A 22,402-nucleotide genomic window follows, 5' to 3' on the forward strand; every position below is an offset into this window, starting at 1 on the left:
AAGAAATTGACCATGTCCCGTGGAATTTATGTCAGCGCAACCACTCCCGGTTCCGGTAAAACGCTTGTGTCGCTGGGGCTGGCGGACGCCCTGCACAGGAGAGCAGACAGGATCGGGTTCTTCCGCCCGATCACCTCGGCCGCGGATCCGGAGCAGGACCCCACGGTGGCCATGTTGCGCCGCATGTATGAGCTGGACCCGGAGGTGTGCCGTGCCGGCATGACCACCACCGAGGCCCGCGCGCTGCTGGCCTCCGGCAAGCGCGAGGAAATTGATGCCCGCGCCGTGGAGATCTTCAGCGAAATCTCCAAGCTGGTGGACGTGGTGATCGTGGAAGGCACCGAACTCACGGGCCAGGATGCCGCCGTTGAATTCGACCTCAACGCCCGCCTCGCCAACAACCTGGGCCTGCCGGTGCTGGCCGTGGTGGGCGCCCGCGGCCTTGGCCCGGAGGAGATCGCAGACGCCGTGGACGTGGCCCGCAAGGAGCTCGCATCGGAGCACACCTCGCTGCTGGCCATGATGGTCAACCGCGCCGATCCCGCAGCCATGGACACCATCACGGCCGCCATCCGCCCCGGCCAGCGCCAGCTGCCCGTCTACGTGATCCCCGAGATCGCGGAGATCTCCCGGCCCACCGTGGGAGAGGTCGCCGCTGCCCTGAAGCTGCGCCAGATGGCCGGCAGCCCCGAGCTCGAGCGCGACGTCCACGCCATCAAGGTGGCCGCCATGACCGTGGGCAACTTCCTGAGCCAGCTCAACTCCAGCGACCTCGTGATCGTCCCCGGCGACCGCGCCGACGTCATGGTTGCCACGCTCGCCTCGGCGTTTTCCCCGGAGTTCCCCGTCCCCAGCGGCATGGTCCTGACCGGCGGACTGGCCCCGGACCCGCATGTGCTGCCGTTCCTGGCCCACGCGCCCTTCCCTGTTTTTGCGCACGACGGCGACACCTTCAGTGCCGCTCAGGCGGTCAGTGAGGTGCGCAGCGAGATCCATACGGGCCAGCGGCGCAAGGTGGCCGCAGCCATGGGCGCCTGGGCCCGGAACGTGGACGAGGCGGAGCTGCTGGAGCGGCTCTCCCTGCCCCGGCCCGCCACCATGACCCCGCTGCGATTCCTGCACGAACTCATTGAACGGGCCCGCAGCGAACGCAAGCACATCGTGCTGCCGGAAGGCACTGACTCCCGTGTGCTTGCCGCGGCCGAGATCCTGCACCGCCGCGACGTCTGCGACCTGACCGTCCTGGGCGCCCCGGCCGCCGTCGAGGAACTGGCCGCATCCCACGGCATCGACCTGCGAGGAATCACCATTGTGGATCCGGCCACCTCGCCGCTGCGCGAGTCATTTGCCGTGGAGTACCAGCGCCTGCGCGCCCACAAGGGCGTGGACCTCACCCGTGCCCGCGAGGTCATGCTGGACGGCTCCTACTTTGGCACCATGATGGTCCAGCTGGGCCACGTGGACGGCATGGTCTCCGGCGCCGCCCACACCACGGCCAACACGATCCGCCCGGCCCTGGAGTTTGTGAAGACCAAGCCCGGCGTCAAGATTGTCTCCTCCGTGTTCCTGATGCTGCTTGCCGACCGGGTCCTCGTGTACGGCGACTGCGCCGTCAACCCGGAGCCCAACGAGGATCAGCTGGCGGACATCGCGATCGCCTCCGCCGCAACCGCAGCCCAGTTTGGCGTGGAGCCGCGCATCGCCATGCTCTCCTATTCCACGGGCGGTTCCGGATCCGGCTCCGCAGTGGACGAGGTGCGCCGGGCCACGGAGATTGCCCGGGCCGCACGCCCCGACCTGGCCATTGAGGGCCCCATCCAGTACGACGCCGCCGTGGATGTCTCCATCGCCGCCTCCAAACTGCCCGCCTCGGATGTTGCCGGGCAGGCCACGGTGTTCATCTTCCCGGACCTGAACACCGGCAACAACACGTACAAGGCGGTGCAGCAGTCCTCGGGTGCCGTCGCCGTCGGGCCCGTCCTGCAGGGCTTGAACAAGCCCATCAACGACCTCTCCCGCGGCTGCACCGTGGAGGACATCGTCAACACCGTGGCCATCACCTCCATCCAGGCGCAGGCCCCGGCGGCTGAGCCCGCCGCGGGTCCGGCCGGTACCACCAGCGAAACCACCGAAGCGAAGGATTCCTAATGCGCGTGCTCGTCATCAACTCCGGCTCTTCCTCCCTGAAGTACCAGGTGCGCGACACCGACACGAACGAGGTGGCCGCCAGCGGGCTGATCGACCGCATCGGCGAGGGAGGCAGCGGGCCGGCCGACCATGGCGAGGCCATGGACCAGGTGGCGGCCGTGCTGGAAGGCGAGCTGGCTGCCCGGCCGCTGGACGCCGTCGGGCACCGCGTTGTGCACGGCGGGGAGCGTTTCAGTGAGCCGGTTCTGATCAACAACGAGATCACGCGCGCCATCGAACGGCTCAACCCGCTCGCGCCGCTGCACAACCCGGCCAATGTGCTGGGCATCCGAGCCATCACGGCGAAGTGGCCGGACATGCCGCAGGTGGCTGTTTTTGACACGGCCTTCCACCGCACGCTGCCCGAGCACGCCTGGCGCTACGCGGTGCCGGATGCGCTGTACCGGCAGTACGGGATCCGCCGCTACGGCTTCCACGGGACCTCGCACGAATTCGTGACGGGGCGTGCCGCTGCGCTGCTGGACGTTCCGCTGGACGAGTTCAACGCCGTCATCTGCCACCTGGGCAACGGCGTCTCGCTCACCGCCATCGAGGGCGGCGCCAGCATCGACACCTCCATGGGGTTCACCCCGCTGGAGGGCCTGGTCATGGGCACCCGCAGCGGCGACATCGACCCGTCCATCCTGATCTTCCTGCAGCGCCAGGGCATGTCGGCCGACGACATCGACAAGCTCCTGAACCGCGAATCCGGGCTCAAGGGCCTCTACGGCGACAACGACATGCGCGCCATTGTCGACGCCGCTGCCGCCGGGGACGCCCGCGCGAAGCTTGCCCTGGACATCGCCTCGTACCGCCTGGCGAAATACATAGGCGGCTACCACGTGGCGGTTGGCGGGGCGCACGCACTCGTGTTCACGGCCGGGATTGGCGAGAATTCCGCGGACTTCCGTGCGCTGGTGGCCTCCCGCCTGGGGGCGCTGGGCGTGAAGCTCGACGGCGGGGCGAACCTCGTGCGCTCGTCCGCGCCGCGTGTGGTGAGCGCACCGGATTCGGCGATCCCCGTGCTCGTGGTTCCCACGGACGAAGAGCAGGCCATCGCGGAGGCGACTGCCGCCGTCGTGCGTGGCGCCTGAGGGCCCTTAGCCTCCGAAGGCGGGCGGGGGTACCGCGACCGTGGCCAGGAGTTCGGTCAGCAGCCACGCGGCAATGTCGGCGGGCAGGGCCTCCACCAGGGCCAGGACCGGCGCCATGGCAGCGGGAAGCCCGCTGCCGGCCAGCCCGAGTCCGGCCAGGACGGTGCGGGCGGCCGCCGAATCCCTCTCACGCGGCCCGCTGCCCGCCAGCAGTGCGGCGAGTGGGGCGTTGGCGGCCAACAGCTGCTGCGGTTCAAGGCCGGGCACCCCGCGGACGGCTTCGGCGGCCCGGACCATGGCCCCGGTGAGTTCCGGCAGGCGCGATTCCGTCACCGGCGTGATGGTCAGGTGTGTGGTGCGGGGCAGGACCGACCCGTCCGCCTGCGTGAAGGCCGGCTGGAGCTGCGCCGTGAAGCCGTGGAGCTTCAGGTTGTCCGCCCAGTGGTGCGGATCGACCCGGCGGCCGGCCGGAACAGAGCCGTCAACCGCCACGGCAAGGAGCGGGCCCGTGGGCGTGCCCACCACGCGCAGGCCCTCGATGCCGGCCACAGTGCCCAGGACCGCCTCCGTGGAGCGGCGGCACGAGGCGGCCAGCTCCGCGAAACCGGAGGTGCCCAGCAGCTTGATGATGGCCCATGCCGCAGCGAGGGGTGCCGCCGACTTGGAACCGAGCAGGGTGGGGTTGACCACGGGGTAGCCCGGCCAGGAGGTGGTGGCGAAGTATTGTGCCCGCTGACGGTCCCGCCCGCGCGTCAGCAGCACGGAGGCGCCCTTGGGTGCATAGCCATACTTGTGCAGGTCTGCGGAAATGCTGGTCACGCCGGACACGCGCAGGTCCCACTCCGGCAGCCCTTCCCAGAACGGCAGCACGAGCCCGCCGATGCAGGCGTCCACGTGGCAGTCGATCCCGTGTTCCTGTGCGGCACGGGCCACCTCTGCCACTGGGTCAAGCACGGCGTGCGGGTAGGACGGCGCCGACACCACCACCAGCGCCACGTCCGGGCCCATCGCGGCAGCCAGGCCGGCAGCGTCTGCCCGCCCTGCGCCGTCGACCGGGACCAGATCCAGTGTGAGCCCAAAATAGTGGGCGGCCTTGTGGAACGCTGCGTGGACGGAGGCCGGTGCCAGCAGCCGCGGGGTGCCGGTTTTCCCGGCCCGGTGGAAGTTCTCCCGGGCCGTCTTGACCGCCAGCATGCAGCTTTCGGTGCCGCCGCTGGTCACGCTTCCGACGACGTCGTCCCCGCCTCCCAGCAGGGTGCGCATGAAGCCGGTGACATCGCGCTCCATGGCGGCGATAGAGGTGAAGGTGGTGGGGTCAAGGCCGTTGAGCGGCTGCACGGCCGCCATGGCTGCCGCGGCCAGCTCGTCCACCGCGGCCACGCCCGAATCGTAGACGTAGGAGAGGACCCCGCCGCCGTGGGTGGGGGCGTCGGCCGAGCGCAGGGCGGCCAGTTCGCGGAGGATGTCCTCCGGCTCGGCGGCGAAGGGGATCATGAATTTCCTAGGTTGGGTGAGGTGGGGGTTGAGGCGCCGGCATCGATGTCGCCCTGGCGCAGCGGATAGCGGCGGAAGACCAGCAGGCTGGCAAGGATCAAAAGTGCGGGGACCAGGCTGAAGCTGAGGATGATGCCGTTGACGGCGGCGGTGCCCTGGACCACGGTTTCCCCGGCCGTGGACTGGATGTAGCCGCTGGCGGCCAGCACCAGTGACAGGACGGTGCCGCCCAGGGCCATGCCCGTGGTTTCCCCTGCTGTCCAGACACCGCCGAAGACGCCGGCGGAGCCCTCGCCGTGGGTCTTGGCATCGTGGGTGATGACATCCGGCAGCATGGCCATGGGCAGCGACTGCATGCCCGCATATCCGGCCCCGGCAAGTGCCACGGGAACGTAGATCCACGTGCCGGGCGAGGCCAGCATGCCCAGCAGCGCCAGGGCGGCGGCGCCAAACATGATGCTGGCGTAGTTGAACGCCCGCTCCTTGCCGATTCGGCCCGCCACGGACCGCCACACGGGGGCAAACACCAGCGCGGGCCCGATGAGCGCGATGAACAGGAAGGTCACGGCGGATTCGGAGTGCAGCACCCAGGTGGCCACATACTGCGCGCCGGCCAGCATGCCGCCGGTGGCAAGCCCCTGCAGGGCAAAGCACAGCAGCAGAACCCGGAACGCGTGGCTGCGCCTGAGTGCGCCGAGGCTGTCGCGGTAGTTGGCGCCGATGCCGCCGCGCTCGGCCGGGCGGACGGGCCCCCGCTCCGCCACGCTCGAGGTCAGGAGCATGGCGACGCCGATGACGAGGCCCGCCACGACCGCCATGAGCAGGTAGCCGAGGGCTTCGTTCTCCCCGCCCAGCCCGCGCAGGGCCGGGCCGCCCGCACCAAACAGCAGGATGGCCAGGGCCAGCACCAGGACACGGACGGACAGCAGCCGCGTGCGCTGGTCGTAGCTGGCCGTGAGCTCTGCCGGCAGCGCAATGTAGGGGACTTGGAACAGGCTGAACGCGGTGGCCGTGGCCATGAACGCCACCAGGACCCAGACGCCCGCCCAGCCGGGGCCCATGCCGGCCGGCACGGCGAACGTCAGGATGAAGAAGAGCGGCAGCAATGTCCCGCCCAGGACCATGAAGCGGCGCCGGGAACCCGTCGCCGCGAGCGAGTGGTCCGACCGGGCGCCGATGACCGGGTCAATCACCACGTCCCACACCTTGGCCGCCGTGACCAGCAGTCCCGCGGCGATGGCCGCGATCCCCAGCGTGTCCGTCATGTAATAGATGAGGACCAGCCCCGGAAGGGTGGCGAAGCCGCCGGTGCCGAGGGAGCCGAGTGCGTATCGGGCAACGGTCCGGGCCGGCAGCGGTGCCCCGGCTGGTGCCTGTTCTGGCGTGGTCATAACCAGAAGTGTACGCAACCATCGGTGGGCTGCGTCACTTGTTTCGCGCGCCGGGCACACAGCCTTGCCGGCCGCCGTCCTTCGGGACTTCCCCCATGCCTTGCGGCCCTGTTTACCGTGCGTCTTCCATTGGGACTTCCCCCATGACTTGCTGCCCACGCTCCGGTCCCAAGCCTGACGGTGCCCGGCCTGGGGAAGGTGCGCTCCGCCGTCGTGCCGGACACGTGCCTTGCTGCCCCAAAATCGATGGGCGTAGGCTCAGGGCATGATTGAAATTCCGTATCCTCTGGCCACGGAGCGGCTGGTGCTGCGCCGCTTCTCCACGGATGACCTCGACGCGTACTACGACTACCAGCGCCTGCCGGAGACGGCCCGCTACCTTTACGGGGAGGCGCGCAGCTACGCGCAGTGCATGCAGCGGATCGGGAACTACGTTCAGAGCAAGTTTGAGGGGCCGGGCGACTGGGCGACGTTCGTGATTGAGCGCAAGGGGCAGCCAGGGCTGATCGGCGAAATCGCGCTGAAGTGGAATTCGGGCGGGAAACCGGAAAATGGGGCCGGCCAAGGCGTGCTGGCCGACGGCGGCGCTAGGGACGACGGGACGGAGGACGGCGCGCCGGAACGCTTCGGGGAGCTCGGCTGGACCCTTGCCCCGGAGGCGCAGGGTTACGGCTACGCCACCGAATCGGCCCGTGCCGTGCTCGATTTGGCGCTGGGGTCCTGGGGCTTCCACCGGGTTGAGGCCCGGCTGGATGCGCGAAACACGGCCTCGGCCGCCATTTGCGAACGCCTCGGCATGCAGCGCGAAGGCGTGCTCCGCGACAACATGTACCTCAAGGGCGAGTGGACGTCGGAGGCGGTCTACGCCACGGTCCGCGACCCCCTTCCCGTCTCATCCAAGATGGACCGTGAAAAGGGCGAGGGCTAGGGGCGCGGTCCGATTGTAGTGAGAGAACTTCAGCAGGGGGTCGTCTCACTACAGCCGGACCAAAACCTCGAGTCCAATCGCAATATTCAGCCCGTCCACTTGCTTCCTGCCCAGGGCGTGGGGCCCGTATGGAGAACGCTGACTGGGACATGGGTGGCTTCTGATTCGTCCGGCGTCATTGCTTGGTGGACTGACGGATAGGTTCTGCATCCTTTTGTGGGGTGGGTGAAACCTTTTGGACCTTCGCGGACAATACAGTGCATGGGGAACATTCAACTCGACGACACCGAGCTGTGGTCGCGCAGTCTCAAGGGTGATGGTGACGCTTTTGGCCTGCTCTTTGACCGACATCACGGCAGGATCTTCCGTCATGCCTACCGGCTGATTCCAATCAGCCATGACGTCGAAGACGTGGTGGCGTTGGCGTTCCTTGAGCTTTGGCGGCGTAAAGAGAAAGTCAGGCTGGTTGACAGTTCGATTTTGCCCTGGCTACTAGTCACGACAACGAATGTTTCCCGTAATGCCCGACGCGCAGCGTTCCGGTACCGCAAGCTGCTCAATTCCCTGCCCCGGGCGGACGATGCGCCGGACCCTTTGGATGAGGTTCTTTCTCGTCACCCTTTGGACGCTGTAGATCACGAACTGGCGGCCGCATTGCGTGGCCTTGGGGCCATAGACCGGCAGCTGGTCTCGTTGGTGGTCTTGGAAGGTTATCCGATTTCCGCGGCCGCAACTGTTCTTGGCCTCACTCCGTCGGCCGCGAAAACCCGGATGTTCCGGGTTCGTGAGCGCCTGAAGGCCGTGATGGGGCGACCAAACAAGATTATTGCCGCCAATGAGATGACGAACGGAGTACAGCCATGAACGAGCCACATCTCGATGAAATGTTTAGTACCGCCCTCCGAAAGATCCTGGTTGCCCAGGTTGATACGTCGGTACCGGTGAAGAAACGTAAACACCGGCGCCTATGGATTGGTGCAGGGGTGTTCGCCGGTGCTGGCCTTCTCGGTGGCATTGGTGCGGCAGCGGCCGGAATCCTCGTCCTTCCCGGTGGCGATACTGTCACCAAGGTGGCCAGTCCTGTCACCGGGACGTATACCGGGACGGCCACCGTCGACCTTGGCCCCGTCCCCGATGGGGTTACCAACATGGCCGTTGAATTCACCTGCCTTACCCCTGGCCGGTTCGTATACGACGACGGAGCCAGTGTGGTGTGCGACGGTGCAGACATTGGAACGCGGTCTGCTGTGAGCCGCTACAGCATTCCCCTCACAACCGGGCAACACACGGTCACTATCACCACGGACTCAGCTGCGAGGTGGACACTCACGGCCACCTACGTCAATCAAACCACCACGGATTGGGCGACCAATGAGCAGGGACAAAGCTACGGCGTCGAGAATTCCAAGGGCAGCCCAGACCTAGTCGCTGTCATGGCCACGAACGGAAAGACCGGATACGCCTTTCGTGCTGCCCTGGACGAGGCCGACGGCTCGAACGCAGCGAAGACCTTCAAAAGCCCGGACGACGCCATTGCATGGCAAAAGGCGCGCCATGGGAAAACCTTTCCTATCCCCGTCTATGAATCAGACGGGACGACACTGGTGGGTGAATTCGTCATCGGCGGCCAATAGACAAGCCCATCCCGCAAGGGGAACGCTCAGTGGGACGCTCGACGGAATGAACAGACGAGGGACCTTGAAAGGTTAGAACTAGCCAATGACATTTTGCTGAGTGGTTCGTGCCAGAATGCGTTAATGAAACTTAACCAAGAACTCGTCAACGCGGCAATAGAACACATCAATCGTCGCTGGCCGGATGCGGAGCAGGCCGTCGCTGCCGCCTTGTACCTCGAAGATGGACAAATACTAACTAGCATCAGTCTCGACAATTTTAATGCTGCGGCTAACCTGTGTGCTGAAACGGGTGCCATCTGTCAGGCGTACAACATGGATCAACGGGTAACCGCCTCAGTTTGCGTGAGTAAGGCAGCCGGTGAAGACCAAGTTACGATTCTTGCTCCTTGTGGTCTTTGCCAAGAAAGACTCGCACTTTGGGGGCCTGGCGTTCAAGTCGCGGTATCAGATTCCAGCTCAGCTGGAGGGTGGGCTGCTCGTACTCTGCTTGAAGTCAATCCGTACTACTGGGCCACGGAGTTCACCGATGATGGGGCATGGCCAACTACTGCGGACCACAACGGATAGCCGAAGGCAACACTTCTTTCTCGCGTCATTGGCATTTCGTAACTTATGCATTCCACCGGCTAATACAAGGCCACGCTTTACAAACTGCAAAGCCATGTTGCACTAAGTGGAGCATTTTGGAGTCGTGCCAGCTTTTAGGTTCCCTAGAAATCAGAGTCTACGATCTGTCCCGTAGGCCGGTCCGCAACCGACGCAAGCAACACCCAAAATTCGCCGGATCACGATAACCGTGCTTTAGCAGCTGCTCGATTCCCGTATACCCCGCCCGCAAAAATGCCCGGTGATGGAGCCCTATACGAGACAAGATATGACGGCGCCCAGGCCTGATCGAGTCACGTTCCAGTGGCACATGTGGAGTGATACAGATTCACACGATGGTCCGACTGTAGTGAGACGGATCCTGCCAGTGGTCCAGGTGTAGTGAGAGTGGTTCACTTTGGATGAGACGGGACAACCCCGCTGAGATCCGCGCCCGGCAATCCCCCACCCTTCATGCGCCGCATCACATAACGACCATTTTCGACGAACGCTTTAGCAGTCAGTGCGAAGGCGTTCGCCAAAACACGGCATTATGTGATGCAGCGTCGGGGCAGGCGGGAGGTGCGGGGTGCCTGGGACCGTGGTGCCTAGCGGAGCTTCGTGGCGCCGATCGCATCTGCAAGGAACGCGTAGTCCCAGGCACGGGTCTTCCAGCCCTCGTACCGCCCGGACGCGCCGCCGTGCCCGCCGTCCATCTCGATCTTGAGCACAATGGGCTCCGAACCCGTGGACTTCTCGCGCAGCTCCTGCACCCACTTGGCCGGTTCCACGTACAGCACGCGGGTGTCATTGAAGCTGGTGACGGCCGCAATCTTCGGGTAGGCCACGGCCCGCACGTTCTCGTACGGCGTGTAGTCCTTCATGTACCTGTACACCTCGGGGTCGGTGATGGGGTTGCCCCATTCCTCCCACTCGAGCGCCGACAGCGGCAGCTCCGGATCCAAAATGGTGGTCAGTGCATCCACGAACGGCACCTGTGCCACAATCGCGGCGTACTTTTCCGGGGCCAAATTCGCCACGGCGCCCATGAGCAGCCCGCCGGCCGAACCGCCCAGGGCCGCAATGCGGGACGGGTCCACCCAGCCGGATTCCGCCAGCCAGTCTGTGGCCGCGACAAAGTCGGTGAAGGTGTTCTTCTTGTTCAGCTTCTTTCCGTCCTCGTACCAGTGCCGGCCCATCTCGCCGCCGCCGCGCACGTGCGCAATGACAAACACCACGCCGCGGTCCAGCAGCGACAGCCGCGGCACGCCAAAGCCGGGATCCATGCTCATCTCGTACGAGCCGTAACCGTACACAACACCCGCGTTCGCCCCGTCGCGCGGCAGGTCCGCCCGGCGCAGCACAGACAGCGGAACCTTCGTCCCGTCCGGTGCGACGGCCCATTCGCGCGTCGCCACATAGTCCTCGGGACGGTAGCCGCCCAAAACGGGGGTTTCCTTGCGCAGCAGCAGTTGGCCCTGCCCGCCCGCGGCCGGCAGCACGTAGTCGTAGACGCGCGGCGGCGTGAAGTCGGAGGTGTAGACCAGCCTGATCACGGGGGACTCATATTCGCTGCCGCCCATCCCGGCCGTGTACAGCTCTTCCTCAAAGACAGGTTCGACGGCGGCCGCCTGCTCCGCGGTCCCCAAGCCTTCCAGTGCGGTCACCTGGATGCGCTCGATGGTGTCCTTGCGCAGCGAAACCACCATGTGGGTGGCGGTGACGGTGGCGCCGTTGACGCGCACGGCGTCGTCATGCGCAACCACGGTGGCCCACTCCTGCCGGTCCAGCGGCTTGCTGAACTCCGCGGCGTCAACCAGGGAAATCATGGAGTTGACGGCGTCACGGTCATGGGTCAGCAGGACCTTTTCGCTGCCGTCCAAAAGGAAGGGCTCGGCGTCGTACAGGATCTCGGCACTGCGCGGGATCAGGACCTGCAGGCCCTTGTCGGGTGCGGCGAAGTCCAGCAGGCGGGTCTCGCTGAATTCGGAGCAGCCAATGCTGACCACCAGGTGGCGGCGGTCGGCGGAGATTTCGAAGCCGGTCCACATGGCGACGTCGTCCTCCTGGTAGAGGACCTTGTCATCGGAGACCGGCGTGCCGAGTGTGTGGGTCTTGACCTGGTGCGGGCGCCAGGAGTCGTCGGCCAGCATGTAGAACAGTGTGCTGCCGTCGGGGGAGAAGGTGAGTCCGTAGAAGGCGTTCTCGATGGTGTCCGGAAGGAGTTCGCCCGTGCGCAGGTCCTTGATGCGGATCGTGAACAGCTCGTCGCCGGCGTTGTCCACGGCGTAGGCGTAGAGGTTTCCGTCGCGGGTCACGGCGGCGCCGCCGATTGAGAAGAACGGCTGGCCCTCAGCCTCGGCGTTGCCGTCCAGCAGGATTTCCTCGCCCGGCACCGGGACGCCGGCTTCCACGAGCGGCGGGGTCCAGTCGTCCAGGGTGCCGTTGCTTTCGGCGCGGACGCGGCACTGGATGCCGTAGGCCTGGCCTTCCACCATGCGCGAGTAGTACCACCAGCCGTCCTTGCGGCTCGGCACGGAGAGGTCGGTTTCCTGCGTGCGGTTTTTGATCTCGTTGAAGATGTCGGTGCGCAGTTGCTCCTGGCCGGCCGTGACGGCATCGGTGTACGCCTGCTCGGCGTTCAGGTGCGCCACCACTTCCGGGTTTTCCTTCTCACGCAGCCACTCGTAGTTGTCCAGAAAAGTGTCGCCGTGGTGGGTGCGTTCCACGGGGACCTTCTTGGCAACCGGCGGTGCCGCGGGGGCGGTTTCGCTGTGGGCGGCGGGGGCTGCAGGGGGCATGGAAGCGGTGTCTTTGGCCTCGGAAGTCGTCATGGTTCCACTGTAGCCAGCCATGCCCACGCCGGTGAGCCCGCTGTGCTCGTGTATGCCAACAGCGGAGCCGGACATCGGGTTGCGGACGGGGGCATTCGGCATGCCGTTGCGGCCGCGGCTGTTGACCGCCCGGCGGCCGCATGGAATATTTATAGAACGAATGGTCGGTAATGTTGCACGAAGGGGTGTGGGCATGTCTGCAGGGGCACCGCAGGCGTTTTTGGTGGGCGGCGTCCGCACACCCGTTGGCCGCTACGGCGGTGCCCTCTCTGGCGTCCGCCCCGACGATCTCGCCGCCATCGCCGTAGCCGAACTCATGGCCCGCACCGGCGCCGACCCCGCCGCCGTCGACGAGGTCATCCTGGGCAACGCCAACGGCGCCGGGGAGGAAAACCGCAACGTGGCCCGCATGGCCTGGCTCCTCGCCGGATTCCCCGACACCGTCCCCGGCATCACCGTCAACAGGCTGTGCGCCTCCGGCATGTCCGCCATCGCGCTGGCCGGCGCCATGGTCAGGGCAGGGGAAGCGGACATGGTGGTTGCGGGAGGCGTGGAGTCGATGTCCCGGGCCCCGTGGGTCATGGCCAAGCCGGAGAAGGCCTTCGCGAAACCCGGCGCCACCGTCGACACCTCCATCGGCTGGCGCTTCACCAACCCCAACTTCCTCTCCGGCGAGCTCTCCCGCGGCGGCAAGATGACCTTCTCCATGACGGAGACCGCCGAGGAGGTGGCCCGCCGCTACAACATCAGCCGCGAGGACGCCGACGCCTTTGCCGTCCGTTCCCACACCCTGGCGCTCGCCGCCATCGCCGCCGGCCGCCCCGATCCCGAAATCGTCCCGGTCGCCGTGCCCGGCCGGCACGGCGCCACCACCGTCACGCAGGATGAGGGCCCCCGCCCCGGCACCACCCCGGAGGTGCTGGCCGCCCTGCGCCCCGTGGTCAGGGGCGGCACCGTGGTCACGGCCGGCAATTCCTCCACCCTGAACGACGGCGCCTCCGCCATCCTCGTCGCCTCCGAACGCGCCATCCGCCAGCACGGCCTTGTCCCGCGCGCCCGCATCACAGGCTCCGCCACAGCCGGCCTGGCCCCGGAAATCATGGGCATGGGACCCGTCCCCGCCACCCGCAAGCTCCTCGAACGGCGCGGCATCGACGTCAGCCGGCTCGCCGCCGTCGAACTCAACGAAGCGTTCGCCACGCAATCCCTGGCCTGCATCCGCGAGCTCGGCCTGGACCCCGGCACGGTCAACCTCGACGGCGGCGCCATCGCACTCGGCCACCCGCTGGGCTCGTCCGGCTCCCGGATCGTGATCACCCTGCTGGGCCGGCTGGAGCGCGAGGCTCCTGGCGGGCTGGGCCTGGCCACCATGTGCGTCGGAGTGGGCCAGGGCGCGGCGCTGCTCGTGGAGGGTGTTTGATGGAAAATCCCCTGAAGAACGAATCTCTGAAGAACGACGCCGGGCACCCCCTTGATCCCGCATCCTTCGCCACGCTGCTGGTCGCCGAGGCGCCGGACCGGGTGGCCGTGCAGCTGAACCGGCCGGCCGTGCGGAATGCGATCGACGCCGCGATGGTGGCCGAACTGCATGCCGTGTGCGCGTACGTGGAGGCTGTGCCGAAGGTGCTCATCCTCGCCGGCATCCCGGCCGACGAGGCCGCCGGCGTGCGGGGCGTGTTTGCCTCCGGGGCCGACATCGCCGAACTGCTGCAGCGCGGCCGGGACGACGCGCTGGCCGGCATCAACTCGGGCCTGTTCGAGCGGATCCACAGGCTGCCCATGCCCGTCATCGCCGCCCTGGACGGGTACGCGCTGGGCGGCGGTGCGGAGTTGGCGTATGCCGCCGACTTCCGCATCGGCACCCGGGGCCTGCGGATGGGTCAGCCGGAGACGTCTCTGGGCATCATGGCCGCAGCGGGGGCGACATGGCGGCTGAAGGAATTGGTGGGGGAGCCGGTGGCGCTGGCGATGTTGCTGGCCGGGCGGCACCTGACGGGAGAGGGCGCCCTGGCCGTGGGGCTGGTCTCCGAACTCGTGGAATCCTCCGAGCTCATGGCGGCCGCGCACGCGCTGGCGGACCGGATAGCGGCGCAGGACCCGCTCGCCGTGCAGGCCACCAAGCGCGCATTCCATGCCCCGCGCGACGCCCACCCCGAGATGGACAACCGCGAACAGGCGGAGCTGTTCGAGTCCCCGGCCAAGGCTGAACGCATGCAGGCCTTCCTCGACAAGCGCCAGGCAAGGAAAGGGCCATGACCTCCAATCCTCCGCCAACCGCAGACGCCCGCTTGCCTTCCGGGCATTTTATCCCAGCGCTCCCTCACTCTGTGGGTGTTTTGGGCGGCGGCCGCATGGGTGCCGGCATTGCGCACGCCTTCCTCATGGCAGGCTGCGAGGTGCTCGTGGTGGAGCGCGACACCGAGGCTGCCGCGGCTGCGCGCTCCCGGGTCGAAAACGCGGTCGCAAAGTCCGTGGAGCGAGGGGCTGCTGGCGGTCCCGATGGCTTTTTGGCCAGGCTGGCAGTTTCCACCGACTACGCCCACTTTGCCCGGTGCGGGCTGGTCGTGGAGGCCGTTCCTGAAATCCGGGATTTGAAGGTCTCTTCCCTGCAGGCCGTCGAAAGGCACCTGGGCCCGGCCGCCCACCTGGCCTCCAACACCTCCTCGCTGTCCATGACCGGGTTGGCTGCCGAACTGGAACGCCCGGGGAACTTTATCGGCCTGCACTTCTTCAACCCCGTCCCCGCCTCGACACTGGTGGAAGTTGTTGTCGCAGCGCAAACGCTGCCGATGCTGGTGGACTCGGCCCAAGGATGGGTGGCGGCGCTGGGCAAAACCGCTGTCGTGGTCAACGATGCACCGGGTTTTGCGTCCTCGCGGCTGGGCGTGGTGCTGGCTTTGGAGGCCATGCGCATGCTGGAGGAAGGCGTGGCCAGTGCGGAAGACATCGACAACGCCATGGTGCTCGGCTACCGGCACCAGACAGGACCGCTCCGCACCACCGATCTGGTGGGCCTGGATGTGCGCCTGGAAATCGCCGACTACCTGGCGGAAACCCTGGGTGAACGGTTTGCGCCTCCCCAGATCCTGCGCGACAAGGTGGCACGCGGCGAACTGGGCCGCAAGAGCGGCAAGGGATTCTTTGACTGGGGCTGAGCCGGCGGCGGCCCTGCCGACCACCACCCACCCCGCAAATGAACGCAACAAAGCACAGTGAAAGGACGTGCCGGCCATGGAAACTGCTACGGCGATTCAGACGGTACCCAGCTACATTCGTGATGCCTGGTGGACGCCCGCCGATGGTGCCGCCGCCACGGAGGTCCGCGACGCCAGCACGGGCGAGGTCATCGCCCGGGTGTCGGCCGAAGGACTCGACCTGGCGGCCGCCGTCGACCATGGACGCAGCGTGGGCCAGACCGAACTGGGGAGGCTGACCACCCACGGGCGCGCCCTGCTGTTAAGGGACCTGGCGCAATACCTGAACGGCCGGAGTGAGGAACTGTACGCGGTCTCCGCGCAAACCGGTGCCACGAGGATTGATTCCATGGTGGACATCGACGGCGGCATCGGCGTGCTGTTCACCCTGTCGTCCAAGGGACGGCGCGAACTTCCCAACGCGAACGTCATCGTGGAGGGGCCCGTGGAGGTGCTGAGCAAGGACGGCTCGTTCATCGGCGAGCACATCCACACGCGCATTCCGGGTGTGGCCGTGCAGGTCAACGCCTTCAACTTCCCCGTGTGGGGCATGCTGGAAAAGTTCGCGCCGGCGTTCATCGCAGGGGTCCCCACCATCGTGAAGCCGGCCACGCCCACCGGATTCCTGGCCGAGGCTGCGGTGCGCGCCATGGTGGAGTCCGGGATCCTGCCGGACGGTTCGCTGCAGCTGGTGTCCGGCCCGGCCCGCGACCTTTTGGACCGGCTGGACTACCGCGACATGGTCTCCTTCACGGGCTCCGCCAGCACCGCAACCCTGCTGCGAAACCACCCGAACGTGGCGCACGGCGGCGTCCGCTTCATGGCCGAGACCGACTCCCTCAACGCCGCCATCCTGGGCCCCGACGCCGTCCCCGGCACCCCCGAATTCGACGCCTTCATCAAGTCAGCAGCCACCGAAATGACCGTCAAGGCCGGGCAAAAGTGCACGGCGATCCGGCGCGTCATCGTCCCCAACCCCGTGCGCCATGCCGTCATTGACGCCATCGGCGCACGGCTCCGTGAGCGCGTGGTCATTGGCGACCCCCGCGCCGACGGGGTCACGATGGGTGCCCTCGCCTCCCTCGAACAGCTGGCGGATGTCCGCGCAGCCGTCCGTGCCATGCTCGCGGCCGGGGGCGAGCTGGCCTACGGCACCCTGGACGCGCCGGCGGTGACGCGCGCTGACGGGGAGGTGTCCGGCGTCGAACAGGGCGCCTTCATGTCCCCGGTGCTGCTGAACTGGCCGGATTCAGGGTCGCCTGCGGTCCACACGCTGGAGGCATTTGGCCCGGTGGCCGGGGTGCTGGGTTATGACATGCACGACGGCGATGCCTCCGAAGCGGTCAGGCTCGCGGCGCTGGGGGCCGGGTCCCTTGTGGCGACCGTGTGCACCAACGATCCCGAGGTGGCGCGGCAGCTGGTGACCGGGATCGCGGCGCACCACGGCCGCATCCTGCTGCTGAACCGCGAGGATGCCCGCAGCTCCACCGGGCACGGGGCTCCGGTTCCGCACCTGGTGCACGGCGGGCCGGGCCGGGCTGGCGGCGGCGAGGAGCTCGGCGGCATCCGCTCGGTCTGGCACCACATGCAGCGCACCGCCCTTCAGGGCTCGCCCAACATGCTCACGGCCCTGACCGGCGAATGGCACACGGGTGCAGACCGGGTTATCGCCGGGGATCCGGAGTTTGGCGGTGTGCCCGGCGCTGTGCACCCGTTCCGGAAGTCGCTGGCGGAGCTGCGCATCGGCGACGCGTTTGCCTCGGGCCTGCGGCAGGTGGAGCTCGCCGACATCTCGGCGTTTGCGGAGGGCACGGGCGACTTGTTCTACGCCCACACCGACGCTGACGCCGCGGCGAGGAACCCGTTCTTCCCCGGGATCGTGGCGCACGGGTACCTGCTGGTGTCGTGGGCGGCGGGGTTGTTCGTGGAACCCGCACCGGGGCCCGTCCTGGCCAACTACGGACTTGAAAGCCTGCGCTTTCTGACGCCCGTTGCGGCCGGCGATTCGATCCGCGTGACACTGACGGCCAAGCGCATCACCCCGCGCGTCACTGATGACTACGGGGAGGTCTGCTGGGATGCCGTGCTGAACAACCAGGACGGGGCCACCGTGGCCACGTACGACGTCCTGACGCTCGTGGAGAAGGTGGACACCCTCTACGCGTAGCGCCGTGCCCAACGGGTCCCGCCATGAAGCCGCCGGTCAGTTCCGGTGGTAGAAGTTGCGGCGCTCACGCCGGGTGATGTCTTCGGAGTAGGGCGGCTTGAACCAGGCGGCGCCGCCGTCGAGCCGGACACTCCAGCCCCTGTTGTGAAGGTAGTGGTGGTGCAGGCTGCAACAGAGAACGCCGTTGTCCACACTTGTGTCCCCGCCGTTCTGCCACGGGATGATGTGGTGCGCTTCGGTCCACTGCGGGGGCACCGTGCAGTCCGGGAAGGCGCAGCCCATGTCGCGGGCCACGAGGATCTTGCGTTGGGCGAACGTGAAAAGCCTTTGGGTGCGGCCCACATCGAGAATCTGCCCGTTGCTGTCTACCAGCATGCGGGTGACATCTGCATCGCACACCGCTTCGGAAAACAAGGGCCGTGGAACCTTTCCGCTGAAGGGGGTGTTGATGGTCCCTCCCATGGATTGGCCGTCTTTGGATTGGCGGTCAATATCTTCCTGCGTCACAGACAGGTAGAGCTGGGTTTTCAATCCGCCGTTGAGGGGGAGGGCGCCGGTGCCCGCACACCATTGACCAAGTGGGGCCACGGCCCAGCATTGCCCGGCTGCTGGTCAGGACGGTCCGGGTCATCTTCGGGCGGAACCGGCCCGGATCCCCATGGACGTGGCCTCGTCATAGCGGCAACGTCAGTTGTTACCGCCAATCAAGCTAGGAACAGTGGAAATTGCTTGGGACTCCGTTGGACCTATGTCGGCCCGCCATTCCCTGTCATCGTGAACTGTTGCGCATTGGCAACTCTGGTGGCAGTGAGTCCCTTGTTTCCTCTTAGCAATACCTCCGGGAAGCTGAGTCCTAGACAACGCGCGAACGCTCTGCGTATCGTGATGTGAGGTGTACATCTGGGGAAGTCGAGTTCTCTGACCCCACGAATTAGGAGGTCGACGTGACTTTTGATCAGCATTGGCGGCAGATCGCGCTCCGCAGTAAATATCGAACAGCCACAGCAACTGTATTCGGGATTACGCTTCTCGCGCTTATTTTGCAATTCATCATTTTTCCGCAGAATCCGGAAATTGCTTCCTTGGTGAATTCGACTGTACCTATCGTGTTGATCGGATACTTTGTGAAACTTGCAGACTTGACCCGCAAGGCCGCGAAAAGGGACAAAATTTCGATTCCTTGAGCGGTGCTGAGTGAAAGATTTGTCATGGCTGGTGCCATGTTTCGGCAGGTTGAAAGAGGCTACTTCAGCGCCAAGTATCAGGGCCGGAGAATGCAGCACTGAACCTACTTGCGAAGCCCTTCCAGTGTCATGGCCAGAACGTCGTCGGCCAGTTGCGGGGCGGACAGGCTGCCTCCGGGCTTGTACCACTCAACAATTGAATTCACGGTGCCGAACATGAGCCGGGTGATGGTGCCGGCGGCAATGTCGTCCCGCAGGGTTCCGGCCTTCTGGGCCTCGGCCACCAGGCCGGTGACGGTCCGGTCAAAGGCGCGGCGGCGCGCCATCGCCTCCCGTTCCATCTCGGTGTTGCCCCGCAGCCGCAGCAGCAGGGTGACAAAGGGCAGGCGCTCCACCAGCACCGAAATCATCTCCCGGAGCACAAACTCAAGGCGGGCATCAGGCGCTCCCGAGGTGGCGCCGTCGTACGTCAAGACCTCTTCCAGCCCGCCCAGGGCCTCCTCCAGAGCCAGCCTCAACAGCTCCTCCTTGGACGGGACGTGGTGGTAGATGGCCGACTTGGTGATGCCCAGGTTCTCGGCCAGGATCCCCATGGACGTGGCCTCGTAGCCGTGCCGGTTGAAGACGTCGACGGCGATCCGCAGGACGGTTTGCTGGTCGTAGCCGGGCCGGCCGCGCTTGGCGGGGGCGGTGGCGGGCGAGGGGGCGGTGTTGGGCATGTTCCCTAGTTTCCCATGGTGGTTTCCGCCCGCTTAATCGCGGGTCCGGTTGTCATAGACGCGCCGCAGCTTGCCGCTGGAGCGGGCCAGCGAGCCCGGGGCGGCAATGTCGACGACGGCCGTGGAACCGATGTACGTCTTGACCGCCCGCCGCAAGGCCTCCGCCGCGGCGGCGCGCGCCTCCTCCGTGGCGTCGGGGCGCGGTTCGATGTGGATGGTCATTTCGTCCCGGTGCCCGGAACGCGTCAGCTCGAGCTGGAAATGCGGGCTCAGCGCCGGGATGCGCAAGGCGATTTCCTCGATTTGGGACGGGAAGAGGTTCACGCCGCGCAGGATGATCATGTCGTCGCTGCGCCCGGAAATCCGCGCCATCCGGCGCATGGCCGGGCGCGCCGTGCCGGGGTGCAGGCTGGAGAGGTCCTTGGTGCGGTAGCGGATGACCGGCATGGCCTCCTTGGTGAGCGAGGTGAACACGAGCTCGCCCGTCTGCCCGTCCGGCAGGACGGACCCGTCGTCAAAGGGGTCGATGATTTCCGGGATGAAGTGGTCCTCCCAGATGTGGTTGCCGTCCTTTGTCTCCACGCATTCACCCGCGACGCCCGGCCCCATGACCTCGGAAAGGCCGTAAATGTCGCAGGCATCCAGCCCCATGCCAGTTTCCAGCTCCCGGCGCATTTCCTCCGTCCACGGCTCGGCCCCGCACACGGCAAACTTCAGCGACGTGCTGCGGGGGTCGATGCCGCGGCTGGCCATCGCATCCATGATGGTCAGCAGGTATGTTGGCGTGCACATGATGGCATCCGGTGCGAAGTCCTGGATCAGCTGGACCTGTTTCTCGGTCTGCCCTCCGGACATGGGAACCACGGTGGTGCCCAGCGCCTCGGCGCCGTAGTGCGCGCCCAGCCCGCCGGTGAACAGGCCGTAGCCGTAGGCGTTGTGGACAACCATTCCCGGCCGGACGCCCGACGCCCGCATGGACCGTGCAACCAGCGACGCCCACATGGTGATGTCATTCCTGGTGTACCCCACCACGGTGGGCCGGCCCGTGGTGCCTGAGCTGGCATGGATCCGCACCACCTGGTCCCTAGGCACGGCAAACATGCCAAACGGGTACTCCTGCCGCAGGTCCTCCTTGGTGGTGTACGGGAACTTGGCCAGGTCCGCCAACTCGTGAAGGTCCGACGGGTGCACTCCCGCGGCGTCAAACTTGCGCTTGTACAGCGGCACCCGGTCATAGGCGTACGCCAGGGTGTGCTTCAGGCGGATGAGCTGCAGGGCCTCCAGTTCGCCGCGGCCCATGAGCTCGGCCGGGTCCAGCCGGCCGGGGTCTGCCGGCTGGGATGCTACGGGGGATGCATTGTTCATGAGTCCGGTCTTTCGCCGTCACTGCTTCTTCGGGATGGCCCGGCTCCGGCCGCGGAATTCCGCCACCACCGTGCCGCGTTGATGGTCGACGGCGCTGCTGCCGCGGCTGCCGTTTTCGGCGCCGCCGTCGGCCCCGTCGTTGCCGTCGTCGGCGAAAACCTGGACGTCGTAGAGCCCGCTCCGGCCCTGCTGCTGGCGCCGCCTGGCCACGGCGGTGATCCTCTGCCCGGCGCGCGTCGGCGCCAGGAAATTGACGTCGACGCCGGACGCCACGCTCACGCTGTCCCCGCCGCCGTCGGCCGGGTTGCAGGCCAGCGCAAAGGCGGAATCGGCGAACGCAAAGATCATGCCGCCGTGCGTGATGCCAAAGCCGTTCATCATTTCGGGCCGCAGCGTCATGGCGATCGTCGCCCGCCCGTCGGCCAATTCCAGCACCTCGACCCCCAGCCATTCGGACGCCCGGTCATTGAACAGAAGGGCGTGGTTCTGGGCAGGGCCCGCGGCATCGTCCGCGGCGGGGCCCGGCACGGCGGGCGATTGACTGGCCATGCCCGCCATTATATCCTGAACGAACGGTCGGTAAATAAATATCCGGTGGGTTTTTCAAGAAAGTTCACGGCCGGCCGGCCACCGGGAACAAGGCATATGTCAAAGGAGACGCCATGCCGGAACTACAGGGCGACGACGCCGGACAGGCTCATTTTGACGCCGTCATCGCGAGGGACTCACGGATCGAGCCCACGGACTGGATGCCCGCGGACTACCGCCATGCCCTCATCCGCCAGATGTCCCAGCACGCGCATTCGGAGATCATCGGCATGCAGCCGGAGGCCAACTGGATCACCCGCGCCCCGAGCCTCAAGCGCAAGGCCATCCTCATGGCGAAGGTCCAGGACGAGGCCGGCCACGGGCTCTACCTCTACTCCGCCACGGAAACGCTGGGCATCACACGCGATGAAATGACAGCCCAACTGCTGGCCGGCAAGGCCCGCTACTCCTCGATCTTCAACTATCCCGCCGTGACCTGGGCGGACATGGGCGCCATCGGCTGGATGGTCGACGGCGCCGCGATCACCAACCAGGTGCCGCTGTGCCGGGCGTCGTACGGCCCGTATGCCCGCGCCATGGTGCGCATCTGCAAGGAGGAATCCTTCCACCAGCGCCAGGGTTTTGAGATCCTGCTGGAACTCTCCCACGGCACGCCCGGGCAGAAGGCCATGGCGCAGGACGCCGTCAACCGCTGGTACGGCCCCTCGCTCATGATGTTCGGCCCGCCGGACACCGATTCGCCCAACTCGCAACAGTCCATGGCCTGGAACATCAAGCGCTTCAGCAACGACGAGCTCCGTTCCCGCTTCGTCGGCATGCTTGCGGAACAGGCCAAGGTGCTGGGGCTGGAACTGCCGGATCCGGCCGTCCGCCTCAACCCGGACACCGGAAAGTGGGAGCACGGCCCGCTCGACTGGGACGAGTTCAAGAACGTCCTCGCCGGCCGCGGCCCCTGCAACGCCCAGCGCATGGAGCGCCGCCGCGCCGCGCACGACGGCGGGGCCTGGGTTCGCGAGGCAGCCGCCGCCTACGCTGCCAAACAGGCCGCGCGCGCGGCCCAGGAGGTGGCCTAGC

Annotated in this window: 19 protein-coding genes; 12 read left to right on the plus strand and 7 right to left on the minus strand. The window is 66.6% G+C overall.

Going from position 1 to position 22,402, the window contains the following annotated elements:
* Window positions 1-12 precede the first annotated feature (12 nt).
* Window positions 13-2,148 carry a phosphate acetyltransferase gene (pta, locus tag JOF48_RS09460; RefSeq protein WP_209680048.1) on the plus strand — a complete coding sequence of 712 codons (2,136 nt, stop codon included), beginning with the start codon at window positions 13-15 and terminating at the stop codon, window positions 2,146-2,148.
* Window positions 2,148-3,281, plus strand: a complete 1,134-nt coding sequence (locus tag JOF48_RS09465) for an acetate kinase (RefSeq protein ID WP_209680051.1) — start codon at window positions 2,148-2,150, stop codon at window positions 3,279-3,281. Before pta ends, JOF48_RS09465 begins: the two co-directional genes overlap by 1 nt.
* 6 nt (window positions 3,282-3,287) lie before the next feature.
* Here the strand turns inward: JOF48_RS09465 and JOF48_RS09470 are convergent, their stop codons facing one another.
* Together JOF48_RS09470 and JOF48_RS09475 are read right to left on the minus strand one after the other, a co-directional pair.
* On the minus strand, window positions 3,288-4,775 hold the full coding sequence (locus JOF48_RS09470; RefSeq protein ID WP_209680053.1) for a pyridoxal phosphate-dependent decarboxylase family protein: 1,488 nt from the start codon (window positions 4,773-4,775) through the stop codon (window positions 3,288-3,290).
* On the minus strand, window positions 4,772-6,166 hold the full coding sequence (locus JOF48_RS09475) for an MFS transporter (RefSeq protein ID WP_209680055.1): 1,395 nt from the start codon (window positions 6,164-6,166) through the stop codon (window positions 4,772-4,774). Before JOF48_RS09475 ends, JOF48_RS09470 begins: the two co-directional genes overlap by 4 nt.
* 265 nt (window positions 6,167-6,431) lie before the next feature.
* On the opposite strand from JOF48_RS09475, the gene JOF48_RS09480 reads away from it, so the two are divergent.
* The 4 genes from JOF48_RS09480 to JOF48_RS09495 all read left to right on the plus strand — a co-directional run bounded on the left by JOF48_RS09480 (window position 6,432) and on the right by JOF48_RS09495 (window position 9,298).
* Window positions 6,432-7,094 (plus strand): GNAT family N-acetyltransferase, encoded by a 663-nt coding sequence (locus JOF48_RS09480; protein ID WP_209680058.1) that lies wholly within the window; start codon window positions 6,432-6,434, stop codon window positions 7,092-7,094.
* Between the two features lie 261 nt (window positions 7,095-7,355).
* Complete coding sequence (locus JOF48_RS09485) at window positions 7,356-7,958, plus strand: RNA polymerase sigma factor (RefSeq protein ID WP_209680061.1); 603 nt, start codon at window positions 7,356-7,358, stop codon at window positions 7,956-7,958.
* Complete coding sequence (locus JOF48_RS09490; protein ID WP_209680066.1) at window positions 7,955-8,728, plus strand: peptidase M56 family protein; 774 nt, start codon at window positions 7,955-7,957, stop codon at window positions 8,726-8,728. Before JOF48_RS09485 ends, JOF48_RS09490 begins: the two co-directional genes overlap by 4 nt.
* Window positions 8,729-8,851: 123 nt before the next feature.
* A complete protein-coding gene (locus JOF48_RS09495) occupies window positions 8,852-9,298 on the plus strand; it encodes a cytidine deaminase (RefSeq protein WP_209680069.1) in 447 nt (148 codons plus the stop codon).
* A 626-nt stretch (window positions 9,299-9,924) separates the two neighbouring features.
* Here the strand turns inward: JOF48_RS09495 and JOF48_RS09500 are convergent.
* A complete protein-coding gene (locus tag JOF48_RS09500) occupies window positions 9,925-12,150 on the minus strand; it encodes a S9 family peptidase (RefSeq protein ID WP_209680072.1) in 2,226 nt (741 codons plus the stop codon).
* A 193-nt stretch (window positions 12,151-12,343) separates the two neighbouring features.
* On the opposite strand from JOF48_RS09500, the gene JOF48_RS09505 reads away from it, so the two are divergent.
* The 4 genes from JOF48_RS09505 (at window position 12,344) to paaZ (ending at window position 17,511) form a co-directional block, all read left to right on the plus strand.
* Window positions 12,344-13,570, plus strand: coding sequence for a thiolase family protein (locus JOF48_RS09505; RefSeq protein ID WP_209680075.1), 1,227 nt, complete (start codon window positions 12,344-12,346; stop codon window positions 13,568-13,570).
* On the plus strand, window positions 13,570-14,406 hold the full coding sequence (locus JOF48_RS09510) for an enoyl-CoA hydratase/isomerase family protein (RefSeq protein WP_209680078.1): 837 nt from the start codon (window positions 13,570-13,572) through the stop codon (window positions 14,404-14,406). The genes JOF48_RS09505 and JOF48_RS09510 overlap by 1 nt, the downstream gene beginning before the upstream one ends.
* Window positions 14,403-15,305, plus strand: coding sequence for a 3-hydroxyacyl-CoA dehydrogenase family protein (locus JOF48_RS09515; protein WP_209680081.1), 903 nt, complete (start codon window positions 14,403-14,405; stop codon window positions 15,303-15,305). The genes JOF48_RS09510 and JOF48_RS09515 overlap by 4 nt, the downstream gene beginning before the upstream one ends.
* A gap of 76 nt (window positions 15,306-15,381) precedes the next feature.
* Window positions 15,382-17,511 carry a phenylacetic acid degradation bifunctional protein PaaZ gene (gene paaZ / locus JOF48_RS09520; protein ID WP_209680084.1) on the plus strand — a complete coding sequence of 710 codons (2,130 nt, stop codon included), beginning with the start codon at window positions 15,382-15,384 and terminating at the stop codon, window positions 17,509-17,511.
* A gap of 36 nt (window positions 17,512-17,547) precedes the next feature.
* Here the strand turns inward: paaZ and JOF48_RS09525 are convergent, their stop codons facing one another.
* On the minus strand, window positions 17,548-17,925 hold the full coding sequence (locus JOF48_RS09525) for an HNH endonuclease signature motif containing protein (protein WP_245346476.1): 378 nt from the start codon (window positions 17,923-17,925) through the stop codon (window positions 17,548-17,550).
* A 530-nt stretch (window positions 17,926-18,455) separates the two neighbouring features.
* Here JOF48_RS09525 and JOF48_RS09530 point away from each other — a divergent pair.
* Complete coding sequence (locus tag JOF48_RS09530; RefSeq protein ID WP_209680089.1) at window positions 18,456-18,695, plus strand: hypothetical protein; 240 nt, start codon at window positions 18,456-18,458, stop codon at window positions 18,693-18,695.
* Between the two features lie 104 nt (window positions 18,696-18,799).
* Here the strand turns inward: JOF48_RS09530 and JOF48_RS09535 are convergent, their stop codons facing one another.
* The 3 genes from JOF48_RS09535 to JOF48_RS09545 are packed head-to-tail and all read right to left on the minus strand — an operon-like array spanning window position 18,800 to window position 21,328.
* On the minus strand, window positions 18,800-19,414 hold the full coding sequence (locus JOF48_RS09535) for a TetR/AcrR family transcriptional regulator (RefSeq protein ID WP_209680092.1): 615 nt from the start codon (window positions 19,412-19,414) through the stop codon (window positions 18,800-18,802).
* Between the two features lie 33 nt (window positions 19,415-19,447).
* The gene (gene paaK / locus JOF48_RS09540) at window positions 19,448-20,779 is read right to left on the minus strand and encodes a phenylacetate--CoA ligase PaaK (protein ID WP_209680095.1); all 1,332 of its coding nucleotides are present in this window, start codon (window positions 20,777-20,779) and stop codon (window positions 19,448-19,450) included.
* Between the two features lie 18 nt (window positions 20,780-20,797).
* On the minus strand, window positions 20,798-21,328 hold the full coding sequence (locus tag JOF48_RS09545; protein WP_209680098.1) for a hotdog fold thioesterase: 531 nt from the start codon (window positions 21,326-21,328) through the stop codon (window positions 20,798-20,800).
* Between the two features lie 113 nt (window positions 21,329-21,441).
* Between JOF48_RS09545 and paaA the strand changes: the two genes are divergently transcribed.
* On the plus strand, window positions 21,442-22,401 hold the full coding sequence (paaA, locus tag JOF48_RS09550) for a 1,2-phenylacetyl-CoA epoxidase subunit PaaA (RefSeq protein ID WP_209680101.1): 960 nt from the start codon (window positions 21,442-21,444) through the stop codon (window positions 22,399-22,401).
* Window position 22,402: the final 1 nt, after the last annotated feature.

The sequence above is a fragment of the Arthrobacter stackebrandtii genome (assembly GCF_017876675.1).
GTDB lineage: Bacteria > Actinomycetota > Actinomycetes > Actinomycetales > Micrococcaceae > Specibacter > Specibacter stackebrandtii.

Bases quoted from the DNA above. Each gene is read 5' to 3' on its own strand.
- JOF48_RS09485 (WP_209680061.1), top strand. From the start codon at position 7,356: ATGGGGAACATTCAACTCGACGACACCGAGCTGTGGTCGCGCAGTCTC.
- JOF48_RS09475 (WP_209680055.1), bottom strand. From the start codon at position 6,166: ATGACCACGCCAGAACAGGCACCAGCCGGGGCACCGCTGCCGGCCCGG.
- JOF48_RS09495 (WP_209680069.1), top strand. From the start codon at position 8,852: ATGAAACTTAACCAAGAACTCGTCAACGCGGCAATAGAACACATCAAT.
- paaA (WP_209680101.1), top strand. From the start codon at position 21,442: ATGCCGGAACTACAGGGCGACGACGCCGGACAGGCTCATTTTGACGCC.
- JOF48_RS09545 (WP_209680098.1), bottom strand. From the start codon at position 21,328: ATGGCCAGTCAATCGCCCGCCGTGCCGGGCCCCGCCGCGGACGATGCC.
- paaK (WP_209680095.1), bottom strand. From the start codon at position 20,779: ATGAACAATGCATCCCCCGTAGCATCCCAGCCGGCAGACCCCGGCCGG.
- JOF48_RS09505 (WP_209680075.1), top strand. From the start codon at position 12,344: ATGTCTGCAGGGGCACCGCAGGCGTTTTTGGTGGGCGGCGTCCGCACA.
- JOF48_RS09510 (WP_209680078.1), top strand. From the start codon at position 13,570: ATGGAAAATCCCCTGAAGAACGAATCTCTGAAGAACGACGCCGGGCAC.
- JOF48_RS09535 (WP_209680092.1), bottom strand. From the start codon at position 19,414: ATGCCCAACACCGCCCCCTCGCCCGCCACCGCCCCCGCCAAGCGCGGC.
- JOF48_RS09490 (WP_209680066.1), top strand. From the start codon at position 7,955: ATGAACGAGCCACATCTCGATGAAATGTTTAGTACCGCCCTCCGAAAG.
- JOF48_RS09480 (WP_209680058.1), top strand. From the start codon at position 6,432: ATGATTGAAATTCCGTATCCTCTGGCCACGGAGCGGCTGGTGCTGCGC.
- JOF48_RS09470 (WP_209680053.1), bottom strand. From the start codon at position 4,775: ATGATCCCCTTCGCCGCCGAGCCGGAGGACATCCTCCGCGAACTGGCC.
- JOF48_RS09515 (WP_209680081.1), top strand. From the start codon at position 14,403: ATGACCTCCAATCCTCCGCCAACCGCAGACGCCCGCTTGCCTTCCGGG.
- JOF48_RS09500 (WP_209680072.1), bottom strand. From the start codon at position 12,150: ATGACGACTTCCGAGGCCAAAGACACCGCTTCCATGCCCCCTGCAGCC.
- JOF48_RS09465 (WP_209680051.1), top strand. From the start codon at position 2,148: ATGCGCGTGCTCGTCATCAACTCCGGCTCTTCCTCCCTGAAGTACCAG.
- paaZ (WP_209680084.1), top strand. From the start codon at position 15,382: ATGGAAACTGCTACGGCGATTCAGACGGTACCCAGCTACATTCGTGAT.
- pta (WP_209680048.1), top strand. From the start codon at position 13: ATGTCCCGTGGAATTTATGTCAGCGCAACCACTCCCGGTTCCGGTAAA.